30 protein-coding genes are annotated in these 23,281 nt (G+C 53.2%); 18 read left to right on the top strand and 12 right to left on the bottom strand.

Annotated features, from left to right (window positions below; all coding sequences use genetic code 11):
* Window positions 1-15: 15 nt before the first annotated feature.
* From TEU_RS11675 to TEU_RS11125, 3 genes are all read right to left on the bottom strand, one after another.
* Window positions 16-288, bottom strand: coding sequence for a class I SAM-dependent methyltransferase (locus TEU_RS11675; RefSeq protein WP_050003847.1), 273 nt, complete (start codon window positions 286-288; stop codon window positions 16-18).
* A 122-nt stretch (window positions 289-410) separates the two neighbouring features.
* Complete coding sequence (locus TEU_RS11130) at window positions 411-1,058, bottom strand: tetratricopeptide repeat protein (protein ID WP_050003846.1); 648 nt, start codon at window positions 1,056-1,058, stop codon at window positions 411-413.
* Between the two features lie 406 nt (window positions 1,059-1,464).
* A complete protein-coding gene (locus tag TEU_RS11125) occupies window positions 1,465-1,650 on the bottom strand; it encodes a hypothetical protein (RefSeq protein ID WP_050003845.1) in 186 nt (61 codons plus the stop codon).
* Window positions 1,651-1,863: 213 nt separating this feature from the next.
* On the opposite strand from TEU_RS11125, the gene TEU_RS11120 reads away from it, so the two are divergent.
* Both TEU_RS11120 and TEU_RS11115 read left to right on the top strand, forming a co-directional pair.
* Entirely contained in the window at window positions 1,864-2,853 is a 990-nt protein-coding gene (locus TEU_RS11120) for a DUF4855 domain-containing protein (RefSeq protein WP_050003844.1), read from the top strand.
* Window positions 2,846-3,838 (top strand): hypothetical protein, encoded by a 993-nt coding sequence (locus TEU_RS11115; RefSeq protein ID WP_050003843.1) that lies wholly within the window; start codon window positions 2,846-2,848, stop codon window positions 3,836-3,838. The genes TEU_RS11120 and TEU_RS11115 overlap by 8 nt, the downstream gene beginning before the upstream one ends.
* 343 nt (window positions 3,839-4,181) lie before the next feature.
* On the opposite strand, the gene TEU_RS11110 is transcribed toward TEU_RS11115, so the two are convergent.
* From TEU_RS11110 to TEU_RS11100, 3 genes are all read right to left on the bottom strand, one after another.
* Entirely contained in the window at window positions 4,182-5,102 is a 921-nt protein-coding gene (locus TEU_RS11110) for a hypothetical protein (protein ID WP_050003842.1), read from the bottom strand.
* A complete protein-coding gene (locus TEU_RS11105; RefSeq protein WP_158506647.1) occupies window positions 5,099-6,112 on the bottom strand; it encodes an AAA family ATPase in 1,014 nt (337 codons plus the stop codon). The genes TEU_RS11110 and TEU_RS11105 overlap by 4 nt, the downstream gene beginning before the upstream one ends.
* 118 nt (window positions 6,113-6,230) lie before the next feature.
* The gene (locus TEU_RS11100; RefSeq protein ID WP_050003840.1) at window positions 6,231-6,953 is read right to left on the bottom strand and encodes a class I SAM-dependent methyltransferase; all 723 of its coding nucleotides are present in this window, start codon (window positions 6,951-6,953) and stop codon (window positions 6,231-6,233) included.
* A 70-nt stretch (window positions 6,954-7,023) separates the two neighbouring features.
* Between TEU_RS11100 and TEU_RS11095 the strand changes: the two genes are divergently transcribed.
* The 6 genes from TEU_RS11095 to TEU_RS11070 are packed head-to-tail and all read left to right on the top strand — an operon-like array spanning window position 7,024 to window position 11,659.
* Complete coding sequence (locus tag TEU_RS11095) at window positions 7,024-8,352, top strand: TldD/PmbA family protein (protein ID WP_050003839.1); 1,329 nt, start codon at window positions 7,024-7,026, stop codon at window positions 8,350-8,352.
* Window positions 8,353-9,558, top strand: a complete 1,206-nt coding sequence (locus tag TEU_RS11090; protein ID WP_050003838.1) for a TldD/PmbA family protein — start codon at window positions 8,353-8,355, stop codon at window positions 9,556-9,558.
* Complete coding sequence (locus TEU_RS11085; protein ID WP_050003837.1) at window positions 9,555-9,887, top strand: hypothetical protein; 333 nt, start codon at window positions 9,555-9,557, stop codon at window positions 9,885-9,887. The genes TEU_RS11090 and TEU_RS11085 overlap by 4 nt, the downstream gene beginning before the upstream one ends.
* Entirely contained in the window at window positions 9,884-10,492 is a 609-nt protein-coding gene (locus TEU_RS11080) for a class I SAM-dependent methyltransferase (protein ID WP_050003836.1), read from the top strand. Before TEU_RS11085 ends, TEU_RS11080 begins: the two co-directional genes overlap by 4 nt.
* Window positions 10,489-11,154 carry a carbon-nitrogen hydrolase family protein gene (locus TEU_RS11075; protein ID WP_050003835.1) on the top strand — a complete coding sequence of 222 codons (666 nt, stop codon included), beginning with the start codon at window positions 10,489-10,491 and terminating at the stop codon, window positions 11,152-11,154. Before TEU_RS11080 ends, TEU_RS11075 begins: the two co-directional genes overlap by 4 nt.
* A 52-nt stretch (window positions 11,155-11,206) precedes the next feature.
* Entirely contained in the window at window positions 11,207-11,659 is a 453-nt protein-coding gene (locus TEU_RS11070) for a protein-tyrosine phosphatase family protein (protein ID WP_050003834.1), read from the top strand.
* On the opposite strand, the gene TEU_RS11065 is transcribed toward TEU_RS11070, so the two are convergent.
* Window positions 11,646-12,206: a nitroreductase family protein gene (locus tag TEU_RS11065; RefSeq protein WP_050003833.1), complete on the bottom strand. Its 561-nt coding sequence runs from the start codon at window positions 12,204-12,206 to the stop codon at window positions 11,646-11,648. The two genes, TEU_RS11070 and TEU_RS11065, sit on opposite strands and share 14 nt — an antisense overlap.
* A gap of 182 nt (window positions 12,207-12,388) precedes the next feature.
* On the opposite strand from TEU_RS11065, the gene TEU_RS11060 reads away from it, so the two are divergent.
* The 4 genes from TEU_RS11060 (at window position 12,389) to TEU_RS11815 (ending at window position 15,186) form a co-directional block, all read left to right on the top strand.
* Complete coding sequence (locus tag TEU_RS11060; protein ID WP_050003832.1) at window positions 12,389-13,012, top strand: hypothetical protein; 624 nt, start codon at window positions 12,389-12,391, stop codon at window positions 13,010-13,012.
* Window positions 13,013-13,160: 148 nt separating this feature from the next.
* A complete protein-coding gene (locus TEU_RS11055) occupies window positions 13,161-13,505 on the top strand; it encodes a PDDEXK family nuclease (protein ID WP_050003831.1) in 345 nt (114 codons plus the stop codon).
* A 39-nt stretch (window positions 13,506-13,544) separates the two neighbouring features.
* Window positions 13,545-14,339: a hypothetical protein gene (locus TEU_RS11050; protein WP_050003830.1), complete on the top strand. Its 795-nt coding sequence runs from the start codon at window positions 13,545-13,547 to the stop codon at window positions 14,337-14,339.
* Entirely contained in the window at window positions 14,329-15,186 is an 858-nt protein-coding gene (locus TEU_RS11815; RefSeq protein ID WP_174412701.1) for a hypothetical protein, read from the top strand. Before TEU_RS11050 ends, TEU_RS11815 begins: the two co-directional genes overlap by 11 nt.
* A gap of 132 nt (window positions 15,187-15,318) precedes the next feature.
* Here TEU_RS11815 and TEU_RS11040 read toward each other — a convergent pair whose 3' ends face one another.
* Window positions 15,319-16,068: an MBL fold metallo-hydrolase gene (locus TEU_RS11040; RefSeq protein WP_050003829.1), complete on the bottom strand. Its 750-nt coding sequence runs from the start codon at window positions 16,066-16,068 to the stop codon at window positions 15,319-15,321.
* 64 nt (window positions 16,069-16,132) lie between these two features.
* On the opposite strand from TEU_RS11040, the gene TEU_RS11035 reads away from it, so the two are divergent.
* Both TEU_RS11035 and TEU_RS11030 read left to right on the top strand, forming a co-directional pair.
* On the top strand, window positions 16,133-16,594 hold the full coding sequence (locus TEU_RS11035) for a DUF5615 family PIN-like protein (protein WP_050003828.1): 462 nt from the start codon (window positions 16,133-16,135) through the stop codon (window positions 16,592-16,594).
* A 32-nt stretch (window positions 16,595-16,626) separates the two neighbouring features.
* Window positions 16,627-17,361, top strand: coding sequence for a 6-hydroxymethylpterin diphosphokinase MptE-like protein (locus TEU_RS11030; RefSeq protein ID WP_050003827.1), 735 nt, complete (start codon window positions 16,627-16,629; stop codon window positions 17,359-17,361).
* On the opposite strand, the gene TEU_RS11025 is transcribed toward TEU_RS11030, so the two are convergent.
* Window positions 17,345-18,172, bottom strand: coding sequence for a hypothetical protein (locus TEU_RS11025; RefSeq protein WP_050003826.1), 828 nt, complete (start codon window positions 18,170-18,172; stop codon window positions 17,345-17,347). The genes TEU_RS11030 and TEU_RS11025 overlap by 17 nt on opposite strands.
* A 218-nt stretch (window positions 18,173-18,390) precedes the next feature.
* Here TEU_RS11025 and TEU_RS11020 point away from each other — a divergent pair, with 218 nt between their 5' ends.
* Together TEU_RS11020 and mobB are read left to right on the top strand one after the other, a co-directional pair.
* Window positions 18,391-18,612: an LSm family protein gene (locus TEU_RS11020; RefSeq protein ID WP_081947248.1), complete on the top strand. Its 222-nt coding sequence runs from the start codon at window positions 18,391-18,393 to the stop codon at window positions 18,610-18,612.
* A 9-nt stretch (window positions 18,613-18,621) separates the two neighbouring features.
* Window positions 18,622-19,356 (top strand): molybdopterin-guanine dinucleotide biosynthesis protein B, encoded by a 735-nt coding sequence (gene mobB / locus TEU_RS11015; protein ID WP_050003824.1) that lies wholly within the window; start codon window positions 18,622-18,624, stop codon window positions 19,354-19,356.
* On the opposite strand, the gene TEU_RS11010 is transcribed toward mobB, so the two are convergent.
* The gene (locus tag TEU_RS11010; protein WP_081947247.1) at window positions 19,343-19,879 is read right to left on the bottom strand and encodes a M67 family metallopeptidase; all 537 of its coding nucleotides are present in this window, start codon (window positions 19,877-19,879) and stop codon (window positions 19,343-19,345) included. The two genes, mobB and TEU_RS11010, sit on opposite strands and share 14 nt — an antisense overlap.
* 64 nt (window positions 19,880-19,943) lie before the next feature.
* Here TEU_RS11010 and TEU_RS11810 point away from each other — a divergent pair, with 64 nt between their 5' ends.
* Together TEU_RS11810 and TEU_RS11805 are read left to right on the top strand one after the other, a co-directional pair.
* Complete coding sequence (locus TEU_RS11810) at window positions 19,944-20,093, top strand: hypothetical protein (RefSeq protein ID WP_169741395.1); 150 nt, start codon at window positions 19,944-19,946, stop codon at window positions 20,091-20,093.
* Between the two features lie 183 nt (window positions 20,094-20,276).
* Window positions 20,277-20,426: a hypothetical protein gene (locus TEU_RS11805; protein ID WP_169741394.1), complete on the top strand. Its 150-nt coding sequence runs from the start codon at window positions 20,277-20,279 to the stop codon at window positions 20,424-20,426.
* 9 nt (window positions 20,427-20,435) lie between these two features.
* Here the strand turns inward: TEU_RS11805 and TEU_RS11005 are convergent, their stop codons facing one another.
* Together TEU_RS11005 and TEU_RS11000 are read right to left on the bottom strand one after the other, a co-directional pair.
* On the bottom strand, window positions 20,436-20,681 hold the full coding sequence (locus TEU_RS11005) for a hypothetical protein (RefSeq protein ID WP_050003823.1): 246 nt from the start codon (window positions 20,679-20,681) through the stop codon (window positions 20,436-20,438).
* A 60-nt stretch (window positions 20,682-20,741) separates the two neighbouring features.
* The gene (locus TEU_RS11000) at window positions 20,742-23,132 is read right to left on the bottom strand and encodes a CDC48 family AAA ATPase (protein WP_050003822.1); all 2,391 of its coding nucleotides are present in this window, start codon (window positions 23,130-23,132) and stop codon (window positions 20,742-20,744) included.
* Window positions 23,133-23,281: the final 149 nt, after the last annotated feature.

Raw genomic sequence — 23,281 nt, 5'->3', positions numbered from 1 at the left:
GGTAGGCTTCCTTAATTATTTCGTCAAACTCATAAACACTAAAATGTGGCAGGGGAGAACCAATAAAGCTACAAGATCAAAACTTTCATGCTCAAATTCCAATCTTTTGGCATCCATAAAGTAAAACTTCGCCTTTGATCTTCTTCTCTTTGCAATTTCCTTGGCTTTTTGAATTGCCTCTTCTCTAATATCTATTCCAACAATATCAAAGCCGAGTTCCTCTAATGCAAACGTCGAAATTCCTGTGCCACAGCCAACATCCGGAGCTTTTTCTCCTTTTATAGGCAAATATCCCTTAAGACTTCTTTTGGCTTTATAATCCTCTTCTCTCCAATTTCAGTAGTTGCATCCTATGTATTAGGAAGGGCTTTGTAGTACATATCAGTGCCTTCCCCAAGATATCTAAACATTTAGCCCCCATCCAGATTTTCTTTCAGCCTCTTGATTTCTTCTTCAGTTCTTCGTTTTTCTTCTAGCTTACCTACCTTATCATATACCCTAGCGAGAACTTCATATGCATTAATAATCCCGGGGATATTGTTAATGCCTTCTAGAACTTTCAAAGCTTCTTTTGCCGCGCCTTCAGCTTTTTGGATTTTCCCCATATTCAAAAGAATACTCCCTTCCAGAAGAAGCGCCCATCCGTAACCTTGTATAGCATCGAATTCCGGCACCTCCTTATATGATTCTTTGAATAGAAGTTTGGCTTTTTGGACATAAGTTAGGGCTTCTTCAAATTTCTGCTTTGTATTGAGGATTGAACTAAGAACAAGTAATACTCGTCCCTGACTTACTTTTTCTCCGGACCTAGCAGCATATTTAAGTGCCTCTCTTGCAAACTCTTCTGCATCCTCAATGTTTCCCAATGCATTTTCCACATTCGCAATTCGCATCAGACAAAATGACATAAGCTTAAATTTCTCTTCACTTTCTGGGAGCTCTTTTATTTCCCCAAGCACTTCCATGTATTTTTCTCTTGCTTTCAAAAGGTCTCCCTTGACTTCAATAGACCACAAGATGTTTTCAATACGTTTTAAAATATCATTAGCCTTGTTCATTATCTATCATCTCCTCTTACTATCACGTCTTGTTTTTCCTTTTTTGGATACTCCCTCCTTTCAGGACAGGGAGGACGTTGGTTCAAAGGTGTGGTCGGAGATTTGAAGATAGCTCATCTTAACAGCTTGTGCATAGAAATTTTAAATATTTTATCCTCTTAAACTTTAATTTTTTGTCTTTTAAAAAATAGTGTTCCAAACAAGACGGAGTCACTCTTACCAAGCTCCTCTAAAACCTACGGAATTATTATATCTTCCTTTAACTCCCTTTAAAATAATAAAATTAAAATAATAAATAAGGGTACATATTAAACCAAATAAATAAAAGCCAAATAGACTACACTTACCCCCGTGCCTTACACGTCTTTTTCATTTGGGACCAGCACTCGTGGAAGCTTTGGGGGAGTTACACACTGATTTCAATCCCCGCCACATCTCTGACTATCTCTCTGAACCTTTCGAAGTCCACGCTCTCAGCTTCAACGAGCCTTTTCAGAATCTCATAGAAGGTATCTCCAGCCTGCCAGTGGAGCCCGTAGAGAACAGCGCGCCCCTGGTGTAAGAAAGCTCCCAGAGACCGAGCCTCCCCCACTCAGAGGGCTTAAGCCTCTCCGTGTAGGGGAACCTTTTGATAACGGCCTTGTAGCTCCATTTTCAGATGCTTCTTCATTTGTTGAATTCAATCTGCAACCAGCATGCTATTATTTTTTTGCTTACTATTTTTAATGGTGCATAAAATTTACATAGAAAAAGTTTTTAAATGGTTTTGTGGATAGAATATTGCAAAAACTCCGGGAGTGATAAGATGGCGACTTTCGCTTTGTGGTGGTTTAGGTGGAACGGTTCAAACTATGAGTCGAGGATGAGGGTTGGGGACAGAGAAGCAACAGTGCTGGACTTTAAAGACAGAGGTTTTGACTACATAATAGCCTTGGATGGTGAGGGAGGGGCTTCAAACTACAGTGACAGCCCTAGTTATGATAACGGCTATACAGACGGCCAGGAACTCGCTATGTGGCTCACTTTTAAGCTTAACGGAATTCCCTACTATGTTACGATCCCCTTCTACGAATCTCACTCCACGAGTAATCCAAGAGGCGACCCTCGGGGAGAGTTCAACAATTCTTACTGGCATGGCTGGATTGATGGAGTTTTGAGTGTCGTGGACTCAAACAGAAAGGGATTCTACTGGAGTCTTGAGAGTGTGCTACAAACAACTACTGGATATGGTGCAGGTAAAGTGAGTGTAGGCTTTATTAAGGGATTATCTCAATATGTCCGGGGGCACGGTCTTAAACTGCTCTGGATACCTGCACTCGGAGGACGAACTGTGGATTATTTAAGGAGAAAATCAAGTTTGGGGGATAATCCTAGTTATAGCATTCGGCAATACTTCGATTATATCTTCTGCCAGCCAAATTATTATCAAAATTCAAGAATGGCCCCAACGAATACACCCTATGATTATAGTTCCCTTAAAGACATTGTAGATTGGATATATGAAGGACAAATGTACATGGAGATGGAGGTGGATAGAACAGTCTTGGGAATAAATTGCGGTGGTAACGAAGATTGTCCTGAGGGCATGAGATGCAATGCTGGTGTTTGTTGGGAGAACTGTAGGTCATCAGACCCAGATGTTGCCATTGGCTATGCTGGAGATTACCTGCAAGCGCAAAAGGACGTTTTGGGAGGCAAGTTTTACCATAGGGCTTATTACTTCAGCACGGACTTGAGGGTTATTGACGAGATGGAGAACTATTGCCAGAACAGCTTGGGGGATCGCTATGTCTAAGTTTGGGTATGTTTTCGTTGCCTTTTTAATCTTCTCATCCTTGGCGAGCTTTGCTTCAGCTGGCATTGTTTATCAAGTCGGATTTGGAGACGGATTTTCTGTGCATACCGAAGTTTATAGTGACGGGGACAATGCTTTTATTGTCATCACTTACGGGACAATGATGTGGCCTGCACATTTGGGGCCTGTTTGTGAGGGTTTCTGGGACTACCCTCTCGAAGAAAAGCCATTTAAATGCTACCTCCAACTCCTCATCCCTTATTATAGCACATTCTATTTTGATGGGAGAAATCTTTACCTTGTGGATCCTTTCCTGAAAAATTCCTCGGAAGCTCTAGATATTTTGTCCCATCCTCTCTTTTACCATCAGAACGATTCGTGGGTTATGGTCTTTTTTGAACAGAAAACACAGTCCTCTCGTGTGTGGCGCTTTGATGGAAACTGCATTGATTATTTAGGAGTGGGAAATTACACAGGAGAACAGAGAAGCCCAACAACTGCACCCGTTAAGGGAGTGCTAAAAAATAATACCGTGATTTTCTCCAATGGTTCACGAACATATGTTATTCCCGTTAAAGAGTTAGAACCTTATTTTGATGCCAACTTTACGATGAAGTACTTAGAGGGTGTGTTCCTTGATAGTGGGGTCATATTTTATCCTGCAGTCTATCGGGGGATTTGGAACATCACCCCAGGACAGCATGATTACAGCAAGGTGGTTCTTTTTGGAGAAGATGAGGGGGAAGCCAAACTCCTAAACACATCGAGTTTGAAGCCATTTCCCGTGTTCTTCTATGATGGAAAGAATCTGAAAATTTTTTACATTTTCAAAATTACTGGAGATGGGGCATTAGAAGTTTTTGTGGAGGAGAACTTCTTTACTCATTGGCCGGAATGCAGAAAGAAAGGAATCTGCGGGCCAGCTTTTATTGTACTGTCATCTCTGATGATTTTGGCTCTCAAGGAGGGTTTTAGACATAAATAAGGTTTTTTTGAAGGTTTTTAATTACTGTTGTTTCAAAACAAACTTAATCCAGTGGTTTTCAGATACTACGTTTTGTATTTCGATGGGAATGAGGAGCCTCCTCGTGGTCATGGCCGTTCACTGGCTCGGCAACCTGATCCCCGAGCTTTACGTTAAATGCGAGAAGGCGAGAAAGGCCATAACGACAGCTGTGGGACTTTCTCTTCTCTCTCCAGTGGTCTTTTGGGACGTAACTGAGGGCTTCATTAAGTATCTCCGCGATGCTTTTTCACCCTCTGGGCTCCTGTGGGGCATAGTTATCGGCGTTGCCATGCTGGTTGCAGTCTACGCGGGAGTTATGTGGTTAAAAGGAAAAACGGGAGATAACCATCTCCCTCTCCTTAACCCCAAACGCCATATTCTCTGCCAGCACCTCGACCCAGCCGTCCTCCCAGAGCTCCTTTACTTCCGGCTCTCCTCCCCTGGAAACTTTGACCACGACGGCCTTCCCTTCAAGCTCGCCACCGACGATGAGCCACTCGCCAACGGGCAGGAGCGAGGTCGCGCTCCCCTCGCCGAGCAGAACGTCCCGCCCGCCAATCTGAACCCAGAAGTTTTCCCCGCAGTAGCCGGCCAGGACGAGTTCTCCGTTCCAGAGGCAGGCCGTCAGCGCTATCCCCTCCGCAAGGGCTTCTTCCCCACGAAGCTCGCCGTTCTCGTCGAAGTCAAAGGCTCTGACCTCCCAGCGTCCATCTTTGACGCTCCCGATGAGCTTTAGACCGCTCCCCGATGGAAGAAGAGCCGTGAAAACCCCATCCTCCCAGCTCCCGAAGTCCCTCAGCCAGAGGAGCTCGCCTTCCGGGGAGACCTTTCCCATGAAGAAGCCCCTGTTTCCTGGCCTCCCTGTTTCGTCCGCTATGATGATTCCATCCCCCGCGGGCAGTATTGAGTGAACCGCCCCGTTGCTTCTAACGTCGAGCTTCAGCTCCCAGAGAACGTTTAAGTTCCCATCAAGTCTCGCGAGGTATGCCTTCCAGCCCTCGCCGCCGTCTGGCGTTGCGGTTCCCTCGACAGACCCGCCGATGAGGTAGCCGTCACCGAGATCGAGCGCGCTGTGGCCTTCCCAGTCGTTCTCCCCTGCAAGAAAGCGGGTCTCTGATATCTCTCCATTTTTCAACCTGGCGAGCATTATCCTGTAGTTCTTCCCGTCGTGGACGATTCCAACGAGCAGGTCGCCGGCTAAGGCAGTGGGGACGGTTTCAGTGCCGAAGGAGTAAGTTCTCATAACCTCAGCCTCCTGAGGGCTTCTCTGAGCGGGGGCTCGGGAATTAAATACCTCCCCGTTTCGGTCTCTTCAATGAAGCCAGCATCCTTCAGGCGCCTCAGGGCCCTCTTAAAGCTCGATTCACTGAAAGAGCTCCCCATTTTTTGGGCAACTTCAAACGTGCTTTCCATAAGCTCGGAGTACCTCAGCCCTATGGGAGATCCAACTGCCAGTGCCAGGAGGAGGTAATAGTAAGTGTGGGAGCTGTAGACCGTCAGGAACTTTCTAACGTCGCTCTTCCAGAGGCTCACCGCCTTTTCATACACCCTTGAAAGGGCCTCTGAGTGGCTGAGTCCCCTCCATCTGAGGTGGCCGTACATGGCAACGAAACCAGGAACGTTCGATAGACTCAGGGAGACTTCCCTAACCTCGCCCTCCTCAATGTCTATGTGCTTCCTGAGGTATTCCTCGGTTGTCTTAGAATCCCACCTGCTGATGGATATTTCGTTGAAAAACCTCGAAAATCCAGCCTCTTCCGCCTCCGGGTTGAGATAGTTCGAGAGGATTCCGGGCATTGAACCTGTCAAAACGAGGCTTATATTATCGTAGGAGTTCATGATGAGCTGGAAGACCCCTCTGAAGTCAAGGCCCCTGAGAAAAGCCAGGGTCTGGGCTTCATCGAAGATTATCGCCCCGTGGTCACACCGCCCGTGGAGTTCCCTGAGAAGGTTGAGAAGCTCCCTTGAATACTCCGATGTCGTTACCCTTTCCCTCCATCCTTCGATTATTTTGAGATTTATGCGAAAACCGGCTTTCTCACTGAAAGCCAGCAGGTTCGACTTCGTAACGACGAGCTGGGAAACGTTTATCGCTCTTTGCCCCATGAACGGGCTGAGGTCGTAGTACAGGTAGCAGATTTTGTTTTTGTTTTCGTTCAGGGCTATGTTCAGGAGGCTGGTCTTTCCTACCCTTCTCGGCCCGAGTAAGACTATGGGTTCACCTTCAAGGATGAGGGACTCTAGTTCCTCCAACGCTTTTTTATGGCTTTCTCCAAAGAGTTCTGTCCTCCTACTCAGCGTTCTGAGCTTGAACGGATTTCGACCCCGAACCATGGTTCACCCCTGAGCCTAACTTTACTCTTGGAAGTATTTAAATGTTCTCCCGCTTAGTCCCGACGGTCACGACGCTGAACGTGCCCCTGTAATGCGTTTTCACGTCGAAACCGGCCTTTCTCAGAACGAACTCGACTATCCACGGAGCCCAGACGTTGATTCTGGTCCTGAAGAGGTAGCCCTTCTCGAAGTTCACGAAGAGCCTATCCACCGTTCCTGTGAGAGTGTCAAGTCCAACGTGAAACGATGTGAATGGCTCCTCTACGAGCACCTCGCGGTAGTTCTCGTGAAGCAGCCTAACCCAGTCGGCGTACTCGATGACCAGAACTCCTCCCCGCTTCAAAACGCAGAAGGCCTCTCCCACGGCGGAGTCAAAGTCGTAGACGCTCATGTGGGGCAGAGGGTTACCGAGAAAAGCCACGAGGTCGAAGCTCTCATCCGGAAAATCGAGGTTCCTAGCGTCCATTACATTGAACTCGGCTTTATGCCCGAGCTCCCGGGCGATTTCCTTGGCTTTCTTTACGAGCTCCTCCTGCGTGTCTATTCCTACAACCTCAAAGCCCAGCCCCTCGAGGGCGAGGGTTGAGATTCCCATGCCGCACCCGACGTCGAGGGCCTTCCCGCCAAGTCGAGGAAGAACGTCCCTGAGGAGTTCCTTCATCCGTTCGAGTCTCTTCCGCCCGGTTTCACTCCTCGGGTCGTAGAGCCAGAGTTTTTCCTCGTAGGTCGGCTCGAAGGTCACCCCGAGGTTCCGGAACATGTTATCACCGTATTTACAACTCCGAATTGTTTTTAAGGATTATCCCTGATTTAGAATTCAGGTGTTGGAAGTGGACGCTTCAAGGGTAGTTGAGCTCGCGCTGTCCCTCGGCGCGGAGTACGCCGAAGTGAGAGAGGAGCGGTTGATTAGAACTGAAATCACGGGCTCGGACGAGATAAGCGTCTCCGCTCGCTCTACGGGCGGGTTCGGGGTTAGGGTTCTCGCCGGCGGTTCATGGGGCTTTGTATCGGTGAACTCTCCCAAGGATCTGGAATGGGCCGTTGAAAAGGCGGTGAAGCTCGCGCAGGTCAGCAAAGGAAACGTAAAGCTCGCCGATGTAAAACCTGCCCGAGACCACGTGAGGAGTGGTATGAGGGTAAAACCCCCGGAAGTGCCGCCCGATGAGAAGGTCGAAGCCGTCAAAGAACTCCTAAACGCACTCCCGGAGGCCTCAAGGAAGGCCGTAAAATACTCGGACTTCTCGGGCATTAAGCGGCTCATCACGAGCGAAGGCACCGAAATCGAGTGGGAGTTATCCGGGATTTCGCTTGAGGCCAATCTGGCGGTTTCTTCCAGCGGCCGGAGTTCGTGGCTCTTTGGCCTCACGGGTTCGGTCGAGAGGGGATTCGAAGCCTTTGACGATATGAGGGAAAGGGTTCTCACCGAAATCCAGGGTCAGATGAAGTGCTTCCTCCACGGAAAGAGGCCCAGGCTCCGGGACGTCCCGGTTCTCCTCTCACCATACTTTGCCGGCATGATTGCCCACGAGGCTTTGGGTCACCTCGCCGAGGCAGACGAACTGCCGAACACGCCCTTAGCGGAAAAGCTCGGCGAGAGGATTGCGCCGGAGTTCGTGGGCCTGAGCGACGGGAACGTTTGTGACGGCCACGGAAACGACCTCTACGACGATGAGGGGGTTCCAGTTAAGAAGGTCGAAATCCTGAAGGACGGGGTTTTCAACGAGCCCCTCGTGGACAGGGAGCGGGCTTTTCTGCTTGGAGTGGCGCCCAACGGGCACGCACGGGCGCAGAGCTATGCCTTCGAGCCTATGATTCGGATGCGGAACACTTACTTCGAACCCGGCGACTGGACGTTCGAGGAACTGCTCGAGGAGGTCAAGCTCGGTTACTACCTCGTGAGCGCCGGACCGGGGCAGACGGGCCTCGACTCGTCCTTTACTGCTGGTGTCATGGAGGGCTACGTCATCAGGAACGGTGAGATTGCCGAGCCGATATTAGGAGCGACCGCCAGCGGAAGGGCCCTCGATGCCCTCTCCGGAATCCGGGGGATGGGGAAGGAACTCGACTTCGAGAACTCCTACTGCGGGAAGGGGCAGATCGTCAGGGTGAGTATGGGAGGGCCGCACGTTCTCTTTGAGAGGGGAATAAGGGTGGTGTGAATGGAGCGTGAAGTCTACCGGCTAAGGGAGAAACGCATCGGGGTTTCCCTTGAGAGGAACCTTAGGCCCTTCGCAAGGGTTAGGGAGTTCACAGCCGTTAGGCTCGTCGAGAACGGACGGCTTGGCTCGGCACTCGCCGAAGGTGGCAACGAGGCGGAAGCTTTACGGCTTGCCCGCGAAACACTCCGCTTTTCCAGAGAAGAGGACTACGAGCTTCCATCTGGATGCAGGACCCGCTGGAACAGGACGTTTGAGGCCGATGTAGAGGACATCGCCGGCGAGCTCTCCGCGCTAGCTGACGAACTTGGGGAGAAGGACATTTCCCTATCCGGGACTGTGGAGTTAATAACCCGGCGCTTCTCGGTTGAAAGCACAGCGGGAGCAGACGTTGATGGTGCATACTCCCTGATGAAGGTCGAGCTTGAAATCGGGGGGAGAGTGCCCTTCCAGATTTCGGCGGGTTCGGCTTCCTGGGCCGGGCTAAAATCACTCGTAGAGCAGTATCTTGGCCTCGTTGGTGCCCCTAGAGAGGTAAAACCTCCCAAAGGGAGCGTTGAGGCGGTGATGGCTCCGGTCTCGCTCTATCCGCTCTTACTAGGGCCGGTTCTCTGGAAGTTCAGGGGGAGCACGGCGGTGAAGGCGCCGGGAATGGAGGCGATGGAAGGAGAGGCTCTTGCCTCACCACTCGTAACAATCGTGGATGACCCCCGCGATGAAGGCTCGCTCCGCTACGTGAAGGCAGACGACGAAGGAGTCAAAGCGGGGAGGAACGTTCTAATTGATGCGGGCGTTGCAAGGGGTCTGCTCTGGGACAGCTACACCGCTTGGAAGGCGGGGATGGAGAGCACCGGGAACGGAATACGAATCGGTGAGCGAATCTTCGACGGTCCCCATAACCTAACTCTTGCGCCTGGGAACGAGACACTGGAAGAGCTGATTTCCGGGGTCGAAAGGGGATTTCTGGTACTTGGCATCAGGGGGGCAAACACCCTCGACCCCACCACCGGCGACTTCTCGGTCGTTGTAACGCCGGCCCTCGTCATCGAGCGGGGCGAGGTCAAGGGTTTTTCACGTTTTGAGCTCAGAGGAAACGTATGGGGGCTTCTTAAAAACACCACCGGCGTTGGAAGGGAACTAACGAGGGTATGCTTCGACGAGGGATTTTCCATCTCCCTTCCCTTCCTTAGGACAGAGGTGGTGGTATGAGGGACTCCCTGGCGGTTCTCGCGGTTCTTTTCCTCATCGCCCTTTTCTTCCTGCCAGCTTACTACATCGGGCCGTTTTACCTCCTCCTCGTTGTCATCTACCTCCTCGCGCTCTACGCCGTGGAAAGGAGGGGCCCCAAAAGGGTTGAATCGGTCATCGATGTGGCGTTCTTCCTCACGTTGATGTGTCTCCTCATGAAGAAGTTTGGGGAACCCCTGTGGCAGGGGCTCGCGCTCGGGCTGCTTCTCCTCGGGCTCGAAGCTGCAAAGGGTTTGTGGAGGAGACGCTACCGGGATAAAAGTCTGGACAAGCCGGGGGTGAGACCGTGAAAGTCATAGAGACCTTTTATTCCAGGGCCCTTGATGCCTTCAGGGAATTTGGCGGAACCGATGAAGAGCTGATGTGGCTGGTCGGTTCGAGACTGGCCCTGTTTCCGTCACACGGGGAAGAAATACGGCTGAGGCTTAGGGTTATGGAAGAAATCGTAAAACGAGCGAAGGGAAAAATCCTCGACGTTGGCTCCGGTTCAGGGTTGCTCGCCCTAGCGCTCTCCGAGAAGGGAACCGTCATCGGAGTCGAAAAGAGGGCTGACTTCTTTCCCTTCCTTCGGGAGCTTGAGAACGAGCGGCTGAAGTTCATGCAGGGCGACTTCCTCAGGGACGATGTTGGCGGGGACTTTGACGTTGTCGTTTTCTCCTACATCCTCCACGACCTCAAACCGGAACCGTTTCTCAGAAGGGCCGTGGAAGTTTTATCGCCGGGCGGTAGGATAATAGTCGGTGACTTTGACCTCAACGGTCTGAAGGAGAGGCTCAAAGAGTCAGCCAAGCTCCATAGGTTGGCTGTTGAGGAGGAGCTGGTACTTGGGCGTGCTTCAAGCCACGGAAAGGTGTGTGAGGCTTTCCTGCTTGTCTTTGGGAGGGTAGAAAAATGAAGGTCGCCCTAATCCCTATGCACGTTGAGGCTGGAAACTTCGAGGCCAACTGGAGGGAGTTCGAGAAGCGCTTTAACGAGGCCTTGAAGCACGAACCGGACTTCCTCGTCTTCCCGGAGTACTGTCTGACGGGCTTTGAGGAGTGGGACTTCAGCGGGGCGGGACTCTACGGTGAAATTGTGAAGAGGGTTAGCGCACTCGCCCGAGAGGCGGGCGTTTACGTCGTCTTCGGCCTCCTTGAGCCCTACAAGAACTGTGTCTACAACTCCGCCCTGCTCATCGGCCGGAACGGTGGGGTTCTCCTCAAGCACCGCAAGTTCCAGGAGCCGATGAAGTTCTGCACCGGCAACACGGTGAGAACGGCCAGAACGGAGTTCGGGAAGGCCGCGATAATCATCTGCGGCGACCTCTACAACAAGCGCATAGCCAAGTGGGTGCGGAGGAAGAGGCCGGACTTCCTCTTCGTGCCCATGGAATACTCCCCGGATTACGGTGAGCCGAACGAAGAAGACGTCGCGGCCATGGCCGAGAGGGTCGGGCTCCTTGGAGCGGGGGCCTTCATAGCCAACAGCCACCCGCCCGGGGGTGCGTGGGCCTTCGACTCCGATGGAAAGCTTCTGGCGTCATCAAGGGGTGATGAGATTCTGGTTGTGGATGTCTGACGAAACCCTATAAACCTCAAACGTTAAACTTCTGATGGGACGAGGTGGTAGAATGTGGCGCTCGGCGAAGTTCATAGATAATAACGTCGCCTTTTCGAGGATGCCGACGGTGGGTGAAATAGGTGAGGTGGCTAAGAGCTTCGATGCGGTTGTTGTCCTCGTGGAGGAGTTTGAGCTGCCCTACAGCCTGGACGAGTGGAAAAAGCGGGGCGTTGAGGTCCTCCACAGCCCTGTCAGGGACTTCTCTGCCCCGTCTGTAGAACAGCTCCTTGAAATCCTCCGCTGGATAGAGGGGAAAGTGACGGAAGGCAAGAAGGTTCTAATCCACTGCATGGGCGGGCTCGGAAGGAGCGGGACGGTTGCCGTTGCCTGGGTGATGTACTCCAAGAGGCTCCCCCTAAGGGAAGCCCTAAAAAGGGTTCGTGGGGTACGGCCCGGTGCGGTTGAGGTCTGGGACCAGATGGAAGTCTTGAAAGAGCTGGAAAGGCTCCTCAGAAGCCGTTGAAGCTCACCACCTCTTCGAGCCTTCTCCTCTCGTACTTCGGCTTCGGGTCTGCGGGATAGCCAACCGGCAGTATCGTCTGGAGCTTGTAGTCCTTTGGTGCGTTCAACAGCTCCTCGATTTTCGGATTCGGAGGGGTGTAGGTTACCGTTCCGAGGCCGAGCTCTTCGAGTGCAAGAAGCAGGTAGCCGACGGCTATCCACGTTGATTGGAGCCAGTACGGGGCCTTTGTGTGTCCGAAGACGAGGATCAGATACGGGGCCTCGCTGAGAAAGGGCTTCTCGGGCTTAAAGCCCTTGGTGTTAAGCCAGGCCATCAGGTCGCCCTTCGTCTTTGAGTAGAACTTCTCCTCTTCGCTCTCGCAGAGCTCCCGTATCTTCCCCTTCAGCCAGTCGTCGTCGATGATTACGAACTTCCAGGGCTGGGCGTTCATGCCGCTCGGCGCTTCCTTGGCGACCTTGATTGCCTTTAGGATATCCTCCTTCGGGGGCCTCTCCGGAAGAAACTTTCTGACCGTCTTCCTCCGCTTCGCCAGCTCAAGGACGCGCATGAGACCACCGGTTTAAATAGGCGGGGGAGGTTTTAGGGGTTTTGGCCCCTCTAACGCCGCGGACAAACGTGTTTGCAGGGTTGTAATGTTTTTTTGTAGAGTGTACAATTTACTATTTACAATAGAAAAACTTTTAAGGTTCTTCATGTATCTTATGGTGACAACACTTAGGAGGTGTTAGCTTGAGGTGGAGGCCTTTAGCGGCCTTACTATTCGGCCTGTTAATCCTCGGCCTGACCGTCAGCGGTGCGAGTGCGACTGCGAACCTTGTGAACAACAGCACGGTAAACGATACAGTAAAGGTTCCGCAGAATTTCAGCGTAGAGAGAAAGCAGGGAAACAACATCAAACCGCAATTTGCGTGGATTCCAATTGGCATTATAATACTCGACCAGGCCGCTCACTGGTTCCTTGAGCACTATGTTTCGCCAAAAGTTGCGGCAGTCTACGATGCAGTCACGATGTTCATCGACCCCGAGAAGATTGCAGAGAAACTTGGAATCAAGGGAGCAGAACTCGGAATTAAAGTGATCAGCCGCAATAAAGTGCTAATCGGTCTGTTCAAGGACAACAAAGTTGTCAAGGAAATCACGTACGCCTCTAAAGAGGCGGCTGAATGGGTGGCGAACAAGCTCGGGAAGGAGTACATCTCAAAGATAGTCGAAAAATACGTGGTCAAGAGTGGGGGATTGAAGAAGGGAGAAGACTTCGACAACGTGGTAGGAGCAATGCAGGGGCTTGAGAGTCTCGGCATTAGAAGTGTAATATTGCAGAGAGATTATAATTCAAAAAGGCTGGGACGTTAAGAAGCTCGAAAGGGTCATCAGTGACATAAAGGGTGTTCCAGGTGGAGACAGACTCTTCACAAATGTCAAAAAAGGCATTCGGAAAGGTTTTCAAGACGGTGAGTTCAAGCTGGAACTGGTAGATTTAGGTCCCCTCTACGAGGCTGAGGTGGTCAGTCATCTCAAGAGGAGTGGGTGGACGATAAGGGAAGTCGAGAAGAACGTTTACAAACCCAATGGGCAACAGCTCACAGAGATTGACATAATCGCCGAAAAGAACGGGAGGACGGTTTATATCGAGTGCAAGAGGAGCTTTGGTGATATAAAGCCCAAGCAGATATTGACACAGGCGGAGTATGCTAAGAGTAAGGGTGTCAGGAAAATTTACATGTACTACTCAGAGGATGTCTTCAGTCCGGGACAGCACTACAGGGTCATGGAAGCTATACGAAATGCGAAGTCCAAGTTTGGAGTGGACGTTGAGCTGGTTCAGTTGACTTCGGAGTTTAATTAAACCTTTCCCCATATTTTTTGAACCGCAGGGGGTGGTCGTGTGGGGGATTGTAAGAGCATCGTTGCGGTGTTCGATAAACCATGGGAGGAAGTGTTGAAGAGGCTTAAGGAGGAGTTCGAGTACACTGACGAGAAGCGGTACGAGGGCGATGAGGGGAATAAGGAGTGGTTCAAGTTTTATGATACGAGGGGATTCCGGCTGGTGGAAGTTGGGGACATTGATTATGGAATGAAGACCACGCGGGAGTGGGGAGGAAGGTTAATAGCCCTGGCCAGCGTTGAAATGTACTCGAGGGGAAGCATAACACTCATCCAGATTGAGGTGTGGACGAGTGGGTTTGATTTTGTCCAGAGTTCCGAACTGATGAAGTTCCTCAAGAAACTGGCGAGGACAGGGGCAGTTCTCATTTGCGGTTACGTCTACGGGCATGAAAAGCTTAGGGACGTGTTCGGTGACTACAACCAGTTCCTCCTGTACGAGCGGTTGGCTGAGATAGTGAGGAGGAAAAGGCTCGAAGTCCTCCCCTCGGACTTAACCGTTATCAGGGAAGACATTCTTGGGCTGGAGGATGGTCTCTACGAGCTGGTCGGCGAGCCCGGCTTGTACGTTTTTGTCAGGGACCTGGGCGTGGAGGGATACAAAGTGCTCCTCACAGTTGGGGAGGGGTTATTGGACGATGACCTTTACAGGGAAGTGCTCGAGTATGGGGACTGGTTCAGCTCAAAAATCACCAGTCTCGTCTTCAAACCCATCGGCCGGAAGGTCGAGAACGAACCCCTACTCAAAAGGGCCGAAGAGTTCTTCCAGGCACAGGTGGGAGAATATGGGCGTTGACCACTACGTTTATTTCTTCTTTGACAAGATGCTGGACGAAGTTGTCAATATCCTCAATAAGCTCGGCAGGGTAACCTTTAAACCCGTTGACTGGGAGTTTGAGGAGAAGATAAGGCAGTGGCTCGTCCGGGAGTGGTACAGGTACAGGATACGAGTACCGGAGCCGGTGAGGGTCTACTCCGGGGTGCTCTTCCCAAACCATCGAATCAAAACGGTTGAAGGAAAGGAAATAGGAGACATGGACTTCTCGATTTATCGGGTCGGCTGGCTTTCGGTCCTTGAGCTTCACCCAAACCCGAGGAGCTGGTGGTGGGACGCCTACAGCCACGAGGTGATTGCATTCCTGAGGCAGTTTTTCAAATGGGACGTCCTCCTGATTGCCGGCCTGAACGACTGGACGGACCTCCGAGAGGCACTCGGGCTCGACAATATGGAACTCTTCGTTGCCCGGCTCGCAGAGTGGACTGCCCTCAGGAGCCTGCCCGTTGTTCCTTCCTCCCTCACGCTGGCAAAAGAGGGCCTTCTGGACATCGGCTACGGCCTCTACAGGCTATTCCTCCCGGAGAAGGAGCGCTACGGTTACATCCTCGTGGAGCCGTTCAACGGCTACACCGCCGCATGGGTTGCCGGAGCCGTGGACTTCCGCGACCCAGAAGAGGTCTGCGACGCCTTTGGTGAGGGGATGGAGCTCGCACTCGATTTAACAGGGGCCTCTTTACTTCCGCTGAGGGAGCTTGAGCCCGTCCATGATGATGAGTTGGTTTCCCTCGTCAGGAAAACCTTCCGCGCCCACGTTGTCGGGAACTACGACCTTCTACCCTGTGGAGAAAGATGGTGGGAAAGATGACGCGCTCCAGTCTAAGGACGGCGGGACTGTGACGGGCTACGAGGTCAATGAGGAAAGGATAATTCCCGCCGGAGACCCTATCGGGACAACTTCCATGACAGCGATAGCCTTTCTCGGATTTTCGGGGGATGGCTAAACGTAGAACACCATGCCGTCGTAGGCCACTAGTACTTTGTTTTTCCACTTCTTCCTCACGTACTCGGTCAGCTGGAGGAAGGGCAGGTTTTTGTGGGAGATGTGGCTGAGAACTGTCCTCTCGGCGAGCTTGAGGCCAATTTCCGCGGCCTCGTCCACGTTGTTATGATAGGGGTCGTTAACGCCCGGGGGATAAGTCGCGTCGACTATCGCCAGCCTTAAGGGTGCCTTTTCCTCAAGGAGCTTCCACGTCTCTTCAGGGAGGCCCTTGGTGTCGTAGAGCAGGGCGACACTCTTTCCGTCCTCCTCGATGAGGTAGCCTAGGGTCTCGACTTGGTGGTTCAGGTGGAGCGCCGTGATTTTAAGGGTGTCTATTTCAACGGTGTCGCCCGGCTTTATCGTCTTCGGGCGGAGGTTCTTGGGCTCGTTTAGAATCAGCGCGTCAGCTTGGCCCTCCGGCGCGTAGAGCGGCGTTTCCAGCGCCATCCAGCGGAGCTTGTAGAGGCCGTAGATGTGGTCGTGGTGCCAGTGGGTCAGGAAAATCGCTTCAAGCGGGACTTGGAGAGCATCCCTTATGTCCGTCCCGACGTCGAAGAGGACGGCTTTCTTGTTCTCCGTGATTACGGCCACCGTTGAAGGCAGCCTTCGGGCGAAGCCAAACTTCCTCGCCTCGTTGCAGGTCTGGCAGGTGCAGAGGTGCGCCGGGATTCCCTCGCTTCCCCCTGTGCCTATGAAGTAGACTATCAAGCCCACCACCTATTTTATGGCTGTGAAATAGTCCCCTTATAAGGGTTGTCTCCAACTTCGGAACATGAAGTTCATCGCCGACATGATGCTCGGCCGGCTCGCGAGGTGGCTCAGGCTCTACGGCTACGACACGCTCTACGGCGTTGAGGACGACGACGAGATAATCGAAATTGCCAGGCGAGAAGGCAGGGTAATCCTCACCCGCGATTCCGGACTCGCCGAGAGGGCGAGAAAGTTCGGCCTCAATGTAATCCTGCTGGGCTCGAACTCCCTTGAGGGGCAGGTGAGAGAGCTCAAGCGCTTCGGCGTTGAGTTCCAGGAGCTTTTTCCACCGAACGCCCGCTGTCCAAAGTGCAACGGGTCTATACGGCCCGTTTCGAAGGAAGAAGTTAAGGACAGAGTTCCCTCGAAGGTTTACGAGAGCTACGACGAGTTCTACGTCTGCGAGGACTGCGGCCAGGTTTACTGGCCCGGGAGACAGTGGAGGGAGATGCTGAAAATCGACGAAAGGCTGAGGAGAGTTTAAAAACCTCCGCTCCAACCCCTGTTGGTGAGCCGATGAAGTGGAAAGACTGGGAGCCTTTCTACCTCCGCATCGCCAGGGAGATGGGCTACTCCATCGAGAAAGACCGCGAGGCCGCGCGGGTGCTGAGGGCCCTCCTTCTTGAGGGAGATGAGTACATCTTAAAAGACGAGCTGGCCTCGGTTGTCGAAAAAAAGGCGTATGTATTCGGCGCCGGGCCGAGCCTTGAGGTAGCCCTTAAAGAGCACGACTTCTCTGACGGGACGCTTATAGCGGCCGACGGGGCGACCTCGGCCCTCCTCGAAACCGGGCTCGTGCCGGACATAATAGTGACGGACCTCGACGGCCGGGTTCCGGACATAAAGATTGCTAATGACCGGGGCGCTTTTCTGGTAGTCCACGCCCACGGGGACAACATTGACAAGCTGACCGCCTACTTGCCTTTATTCTCCAGAATTCTTGGCACGACCCAGACGGAGCCCCTGGACGTCGTCTACAACTTCGGGGGCTTTACCGACGGGGACAGGGCCGCTTTTCTGGCCGAGGAGCTGGGGGCGAGGGAGATAGTTCTGGTGGGGTTCGACTTTGGCGAAATTGTTGGCAGGTGGAGCAAGCCATCGCTGAGGGAGCACTCGCCCGTGTGGGAGACCAAGCGGAAGAAGTTCGAGTTTGCAAGGGAGCTCCTTGAATGGCTGGAGAAAAACGGGAGGGCGAGGGTTGAGTACCTGACCCTCAAAAGGGAGAAAGAATTAATCAGGCCAACTCCTTGAGCTTTCTGACCTTTCCGCCCTTTATCTCCACGTAGCCGAGCCTCTTGAGGAGCTTGAGCGTCTCCTCAAACGAACTGCGCGAGTAGTTTATCACGAGAGTTCCCTTCGGGGTTGGCACGACTATGGGTGCGGCCCTGAGGAAGCCTTTTATGAGCTCTTCCTCCGGGACTTTCCTGTCACCGAGCGCCTTCAGGATTTCCTCTGCCACTATTGCCCTGCCGACGAGGGCAAAGTAGACCTTCAGCAGGTAGTCCTCGGGGAAGTACTTGCTGGCCACCTTTCCAAGGGCATTGACCTTTGCTATGTTCAGCTCAAGGATCTCGAACTCGTGCTCCGTGACGAGATCCACAAAGGCAAACTGCTTGGCCTTCTCCTCGACCTTTCCCGGGTCGTGGACGAGGTTGAACGGGAACTTGAACTCGAAGCGGAGCTCCTCTATGTTGGTCCCCTCTTTGAGCTTGACATTGGTACCATCGTACTCTATCGCCCCGTTGCGGTAGAGCTGGTCGAGAAGCTCAGCCGCCCAAAGGCCCTCCTTGAGCAGTTCGTCCGCCTTTTCCCCCGCCTTCAGGTGCTCAAGGACGTGGTTGAGGCTCTCCCTGAATGAGAGGAAGCCTTCCTTGATGGCCTCTACGTCCGCACCCTCAAGGCTTTCAATCTTCTCTTCAATCTCCTTCAGCGTCCCCTCGATGGCGTACCCCACAAAGGCCTCGTAGCCCTCCCTGGAGCGGACTTCGAAGCGGACTCCCTCTTTTCTGAGCTCCTCAATGAGCGCACGCTTGACGGCTTCGTTTTTCGTGACGAGCCTCATGCTACCACCTGAGGGGGAAAACGGTTGGCGCTTATAGGCTTTGTGGAGAAAAGGAAAAGAGAGGCGGGTGGTGGTGTGTCCAGATGGATATCACTTATAGTGATACTGGGGGGCAAGGTTAATAGTTAATAAACTTTTCTGCACGTTTTTGTTCGTTGGTGCTCACACAGATGTGGCCGAGAAAGTATTAAAAACTTGGGGTATAGCAACGGCGGGGGATGAGTATGAGCGAGAAACAGTACCTCCTTGACAAGACGCTTGAGCGCTGGAAGGGCAAGATGGTTGCGGTGGGCATTGGAAGTGAGACCAGCTTTTCGGGAGTCCTTGAGGACTTCGACGAGGAGGTAATCCTTCTCAGGGAAGTTACCGACTACGCGGGCAACAGGGCCAAAGAGCTGATAGTCAAGATAGACGACCTCAACTGGATAACCCTGCTGTGAGGTGAGAAAATGAAGGCCGTTGCCTTCGTTGGCTTCAAGAAGAGCGGGAAGACGACGACGGTTGAAGCGGTTGCGAGGGTTCTCAAAGAGCGTGGCTACCGCGTTGCGATAGCCAAGAGCATGCACGCGGACTTTGACAGGGAAGGGAGTGACACCTGGAGGTTCTCAAAGGTCGCCGATGAGGTCGTAGTCAGGGCGCACGACACCGACGCGGTGCTCTTCAAGGCCAAGGACATAAACGCGCTCTTCTCAATGGTATCGGCGGATTTCCTCCTGCTGGAGGGCTTTAAGTCAGCCCGGCACGTCCCCAAGGTAATTTGTGCGAGGAGCGAAGCCGATGTTAGGGAGCTCAACGACGGCCTCGCCATAGCGGTGAGCGGGGTTATAGCTTCAACCGGCGTGGAGGAAGTTGATGGCCTCCCGGTTATTGATGCGACGAAGGAGCCAGAGAGGCTCGCAGACCTCGTCGAGAAAAGGGCCTTCATGCTCCCCAACATAGACTGCGGCCTCTGCGGCTTCAACTGCGCCGAGATGGCCAGACTTATCGTCAAGGGTGAAAAGACCCCCAACGACTGCGTCGTCCTGAGTTCGAAGCCAAAGGTCACCGTCAAGATAGACGGCCAGGTCCTCCCGATGAAGGACTGGGTGCAGGAGCTGGTAGAGAAGACGATAAAGGGTATGCTCTCGGCGATGAAGGGCTACCGCGAGGGCAGGAGGATAGAGATAGTTATTAGGGGAGATTAATCGAGTCCCTCTGTGTGAGTGCCTCAAGTCTTAGTTTTCTGAATTCCTCGTTCGTTCCTCCCTCGCCGAAGGTTCCCCTTCGGACTGTCTTGGCGAGTGCCTTTATACCCTCTCTGGCGTCATTAGCTTCATCTACGATTTTGACCTCCTCCACCTCTCCTTCTCTTAGAACCCATGCCCCAGCTTCCCCTTCCGGCGTGATGATGAGCCAGGGGACCCGCCAGTTCTTCATCCCCTCCACGTCCCTCTCGCTGGGCACGGGGGGATAGTGGGGGTGCGAGTGAAAAATCCCGACGACATCAAGATCCCTCCTCTCGGCCTCGTCGAGAACCTTCACCATTTCCTCAGGCTCCATCTCAAAGGCTTCCGGAGAGTTGAGCCTGTTCTTTACCGTCCTTACTTCCAGAACCCTAAAGGTATCGCCTTCCCTTCTACCTAAGAGAAACCCGCACACTTCAACGTCAGAACGCCGTGCGTTCTCAATGAGCATTTTGATAATTCCACACCTTATGATGAGCCTCATGTGACAAATCTGACCCAACAAAATTTATAAAGTTTGGCAATATGTCAAACACCGCGGTGATGGTATGAAGTGGGCCCTCACCCTCCACGGTGGAGAGGAGAGCGGAAAGACAATCGTGTTTGAGGCCGAAACAGCTGATGAGGCAAGGCTGATAGCCGTGCAGGAGCTCAGGCGGAAGGACGCCATGGTCTACGAGCTTGAGAAGCTTGAGTGACTCCCTTTCTCATTCTTCATCGCCCCCAGGTGGGCACACGTCTGTTCTCGTGTCCAGTAGTGGGCTATAATACGCTATTCTGCCCACAATTTTCTGTGCTTTGGTGTACTATTCTGTCCAATAATGTTTTTAAAGCCCTCACGGCTGTCTTTTCACCACTGGTGATATACGGGGTGATGGCCCATGCTCGTGAGGATTGTCTACTACATGAACAACACCCTTCCGAAGGAAAAAATAGTCGTCACAAACGACATCAAGAAGGCGGAAAGAATAGCGCAGGAAGAAATGACAAAGCTCAGGGCAAGGGGCTATGAGCTTGAGTGGGTAGCCTGAGCAACTGGCTCAGCCCTCTCCCTCAATTTCTATGACTTTGACGTGTATCGGCAGTTCCTTCAGCTCACTTGCGACCCTCTCAGCGGCCCTGTTTGAGCGGGCGAGCATTACGAAGGCTACGTCCCCTTTGTATCTGGCCTCGGTGAAGCTTATTATGTCTCCCCTCGCTATGCCGTAGCCTATCGCCTTTCTGACCTCGTCCTCGTACTTCGCCACGAACTTTTCAGGTATGCTCAGAAGCACTCCATAAATCATCTCCGTCACCTCCGAGAAAAAGAGAAATTTCAAAGGGACAAGCGCCCCCAGGCTCTGCCTTCACCCTCTGGCCTGTTTGAACTGCTCCTGTATCTTCCTGTAGTACTCCATCGTCTCCTTGCTCACCGACGGCCCGATCTTCTTGAGGGCCTCCTCGAAGTCCTTCATGGTGACCTTGACCTTCCTCCTGATTTCGTCGGCCTTCATTCCAGGCCTGATGATGCCCTCCTGGAGCGCCCTCCTCATGGCGAGCATCGCGGCCTCTCTGACCACCGCCTCGATGTCGGCACCGGTGTAGCCCTCGGTTCTCTTGGCGAGCTCCTCGAGGTTGACATCCTCAGCCAGCGGAACCTTCCTGGTGTGCACCTTGAATATCTCCAGCCTGGCCTTCTCGTCGGGTGCCGGCACGAGTATGAGCCTGTCGAACCTTCCTGGCCTGAGCAGGGCCGGGTCGATGATGTCCGGCCTGTTTGTTGCGGCTATGACGACCACGCCGCTGTTCTCCTGGATTCCGTCCATTTCGGTGAGTAACTGGTTGATGAGCCTGTCGGTGACGCGGTTCACGTCGGTGCCCCTGCGCGGTGCGATGGCGTCAATCTCGTCGATGAATATCACCGTCGGAGCCGCCTGCCTGGCCTTCCTGAATATCTCCCTGATGTTCTTCTCGCTCTCACCGACCCACTTGCTGAGCACCTCTGGACCCTTGATGGCTATGAAGTTGGCCTCGCTCTCGTTCGCCACCGCCTTCGCGAGGAGCGTTTTACCAGTTCCGGGCGGGCCGTAGAGCAGGATTCCCTTTGGTGGGGTTATGCCGAGTCCCATAAAGGCCTCCGGGTACTTGAGTGGCCACTCGACGGCTTCTCTGAGCTCCTGCTTGACGTCTTCTAATCCACCTATGTCGTCCCAGCGGACGTTCGGAACCTCGAGGAGGACCTCCCTGAGTGCCGACGGCTCGACCATCTTGAGCGCCTCGTAGAAGTCCCTCCTCGTCACTTTCAGCTCTTCAAGGACCTCCCTCGGTATGTGCTCGGCCTCGAAGTCAATCTTGCCCTCCTTGATGAGCCTCCTGAGCGCCGCCATAGCGGCCTCTCTCGCAAGGGCGGCGAGGTCAGCACCGACGAAGCCGTGGGTGACCTCGGCCAGCTCCTCCAGCAGGGCATCGATGAGCCTCGCCTTGACCTCGTCGTAGAGCCTCTCGTCGAACTCCCTGAGGGCCCTCTTTATCTCCTCCTCGTCCTTCGCCTTCTCTACCTTCTCGATGGCTCCCTCTATAACGCTCCTGAAGCGCTCGTCACCGCGGAGCTTCTCCAGTATCTCAATTACCTTGTCCTTCCTGAAGTCGGGCTCAATTGGCATTCCTCTGGTGTGTATCTGGAGTATCTCCTTTCTACCCTGCTTGTCGGGAACGCCGACTTCAATCTCCCTGTCAAACCTTCCTGGCCTCCTGAGGGCAGGGTCTATGGCGTCAGGCCTGTTGGTGGCACCGATGACGATGACCTTGCCCCTGCTCTTGAGGCCGTCCATGAGCGTGAGGAGCTGTGAAACAACCCTCTTCTCGACCTCACCGTGGGTCTCTTCCCTCTTCGGGGCAATGCTGTCAATCTCATCGATGAAGATTATCGCCGGCGCGTTCTCTTCGGCCTCCTTGAAGACCTCTCTAAGTCTCTCCTCGCTCTCACCGTAGTACTTGCTCATTATCTCGGGGCCGTTGATGGCTATGAAGTGGGCGTTGGCCTCGTTAGCGACGGCCTTCGCTAAGAGAGTCTTACCGGTTCCGGGCGGACCGTAGAGGAGCACTCCCTTGGGCGGCTCGATGCCGAGCTTCTCGAATATCTCCGGGTGCTTGAGCGGGAGCTCAATCATCTCCCTGACCTTCTGGATGACGTCCTTTAGGCCACCTATGTCCTCGTAGGTGACACCGAGCGTGGCCGTCTTGGCGACCTCCTTAACGGGCTTCTCGCTGATCTGGAAGTCAGTGAACTCGGTTATCTGGACGATTCCAGCTGGAGTAGTCGCGGTGACGACGAAGGTGAGCTCCTGACCGAGGATGCCGACCTTGATGTAGTCTCCCCTGACTACCGGCCTGCCGACGAGCCTGCTGTGGAGCCACTCGACGAAGTCGCGGCCAAAGCGGATTGGTTCGGTCGGGGCTACTATGACCTTCCTTGCCTCCTTGACCTCGGCCCTCCTCACAGTGACCTCGTCACCAAGCCCGACGCCGGCGTTCTTCCTGATGGTTCCGTCCATTCTGATGATTCCGAGTCCCTCGTCCTCAGGGTAGGCGGGCCAGACGACGGCGGCGGTGTTCTTGGTTCCGATAATCTCGACTATGTCTCCTGACTGGACGCCGAGCTCGCGCATTGCCTTCCTATCAATTCTCACAATTCCCCTTCCAACGTCCCTCTGATAAGCGGACGCGACCTTAAGCTTGATTTCCTTCCTCTCGCTCATATACACCACCTCCGTTTTGTGAGCGATGATTGTTAGAGTTTTATTTTATCGGGAATTGCCGAGTCATTTATCGGGGGTTGTAGGGGGCGGAGCCCCCTCCGGTGTTAAAGTTAAAGCGGGGTGTGGGGCGAAGCCCCACTACGGGGGTT

Origin of the sequence: Thermococcus eurythermalis (genome assembly GCF_000769655.1) — an archaeon.
In the GTDB taxonomy this organism is placed as follows: Archaea; Methanobacteriota_B; Thermococci; order Thermococcales; family Thermococcaceae; genus Thermococcus; species Thermococcus eurythermalis.
This window is presented reverse-complemented; position numbering and strand designations above follow the sequence as displayed.

Excerpts from the sequence above, each read along its gene's own strand:
- TEU_RS11130 (WP_050003846.1), bottom strand. The coding sequence starts at position 1,058 with ATGAACAAGGCTAATGATATTTTAAAACGTATTGAAAACATCTTGTGG.
- TEU_RS11120 (WP_050003844.1), top strand. The coding sequence starts at position 1,864 with ATGGCGACTTTCGCTTTGTGGTGGTTTAGGTGGAACGGTTCAAACTAT.
- TEU_RS11115 (WP_050003843.1), top strand. The coding sequence starts at position 2,846 with ATGTCTAAGTTTGGGTATGTTTTCGTTGCCTTTTTAATCTTCTCATCC.
- TEU_RS11110 (WP_050003842.1), bottom strand. The coding sequence starts at position 5,102 with ATGAGAACTTACTCCTTCGGCACTGAAACCGTCCCCACTGCCTTAGCC.
- TEU_RS11100 (WP_050003840.1), bottom strand. The coding sequence starts at position 6,953 with ATGTTCCGGAACCTCGGGGTGACCTTCGAGCCGACCTACGAGGAAAAA.
- TEU_RS11090 (WP_050003838.1), top strand. The coding sequence starts at position 8,353 with ATGGAGCGTGAAGTCTACCGGCTAAGGGAGAAACGCATCGGGGTTTCC.
- TEU_RS11085 (WP_050003837.1), top strand. The coding sequence starts at position 9,555 with ATGAGGGACTCCCTGGCGGTTCTCGCGGTTCTTTTCCTCATCGCCCTT.
- TEU_RS11075 (WP_050003835.1), top strand. The coding sequence starts at position 10,489 with ATGAAGGTCGCCCTAATCCCTATGCACGTTGAGGCTGGAAACTTCGAG.
- TEU_RS11070 (WP_050003834.1), top strand. The coding sequence starts at position 11,207 with ATGTGGCGCTCGGCGAAGTTCATAGATAATAACGTCGCCTTTTCGAGG.
- TEU_RS11065 (WP_050003833.1), bottom strand. The coding sequence starts at position 12,206 with ATGCGCGTCCTTGAGCTGGCGAAGCGGAGGAAGACGGTCAGAAAGTTT.
- TEU_RS11815 (WP_174412701.1), top strand. The coding sequence starts at position 14,329 with ATGGGCGTTGACCACTACGTTTATTTCTTCTTTGACAAGATGCTGGAC.
- TEU_RS11035 (WP_050003828.1), top strand. The coding sequence starts at position 16,133 with ATGAAGTTCATCGCCGACATGATGCTCGGCCGGCTCGCGAGGTGGCTC.
- TEU_RS11030 (WP_050003827.1), top strand. The coding sequence starts at position 16,627 with ATGAAGTGGAAAGACTGGGAGCCTTTCTACCTCCGCATCGCCAGGGAG.
- TEU_RS11025 (WP_050003826.1), bottom strand. The coding sequence starts at position 18,172 with ATGAGGCTCGTCACGAAAAACGAAGCCGTCAAGCGTGCGCTCATTGAG.
- TEU_RS11020 (WP_081947248.1), top strand. The coding sequence starts at position 18,391 with ATGAGTATGAGCGAGAAACAGTACCTCCTTGACAAGACGCTTGAGCGC.
- mobB (WP_050003824.1), top strand. The coding sequence starts at position 18,622 with ATGAAGGCCGTTGCCTTCGTTGGCTTCAAGAAGAGCGGGAAGACGACG.
- TEU_RS11010 (WP_081947247.1), bottom strand. The coding sequence starts at position 19,879 with ATGAGGCTCATCATAAGGTGTGGAATTATCAAAATGCTCATTGAGAAC.
- TEU_RS11810 (WP_169741395.1), top strand. The coding sequence starts at position 19,944 with ATGAAGTGGGCCCTCACCCTCCACGGTGGAGAGGAGAGCGGAAAGACA.
- TEU_RS11805 (WP_169741394.1), top strand. The coding sequence starts at position 20,277 with ATGCTCGTGAGGATTGTCTACTACATGAACAACACCCTTCCGAAGGAA.
- TEU_RS11005 (WP_050003823.1), bottom strand. The coding sequence starts at position 20,681 with ATGATTTATGGAGTGCTTCTGAGCATACCTGAAAAGTTCGTGGCGAAG.
- TEU_RS11000 (WP_050003822.1), bottom strand. The coding sequence starts at position 23,132 with ATGAGCGAGAGGAAGGAAATCAAGCTTAAGGTCGCGTCCGCTTATCAG.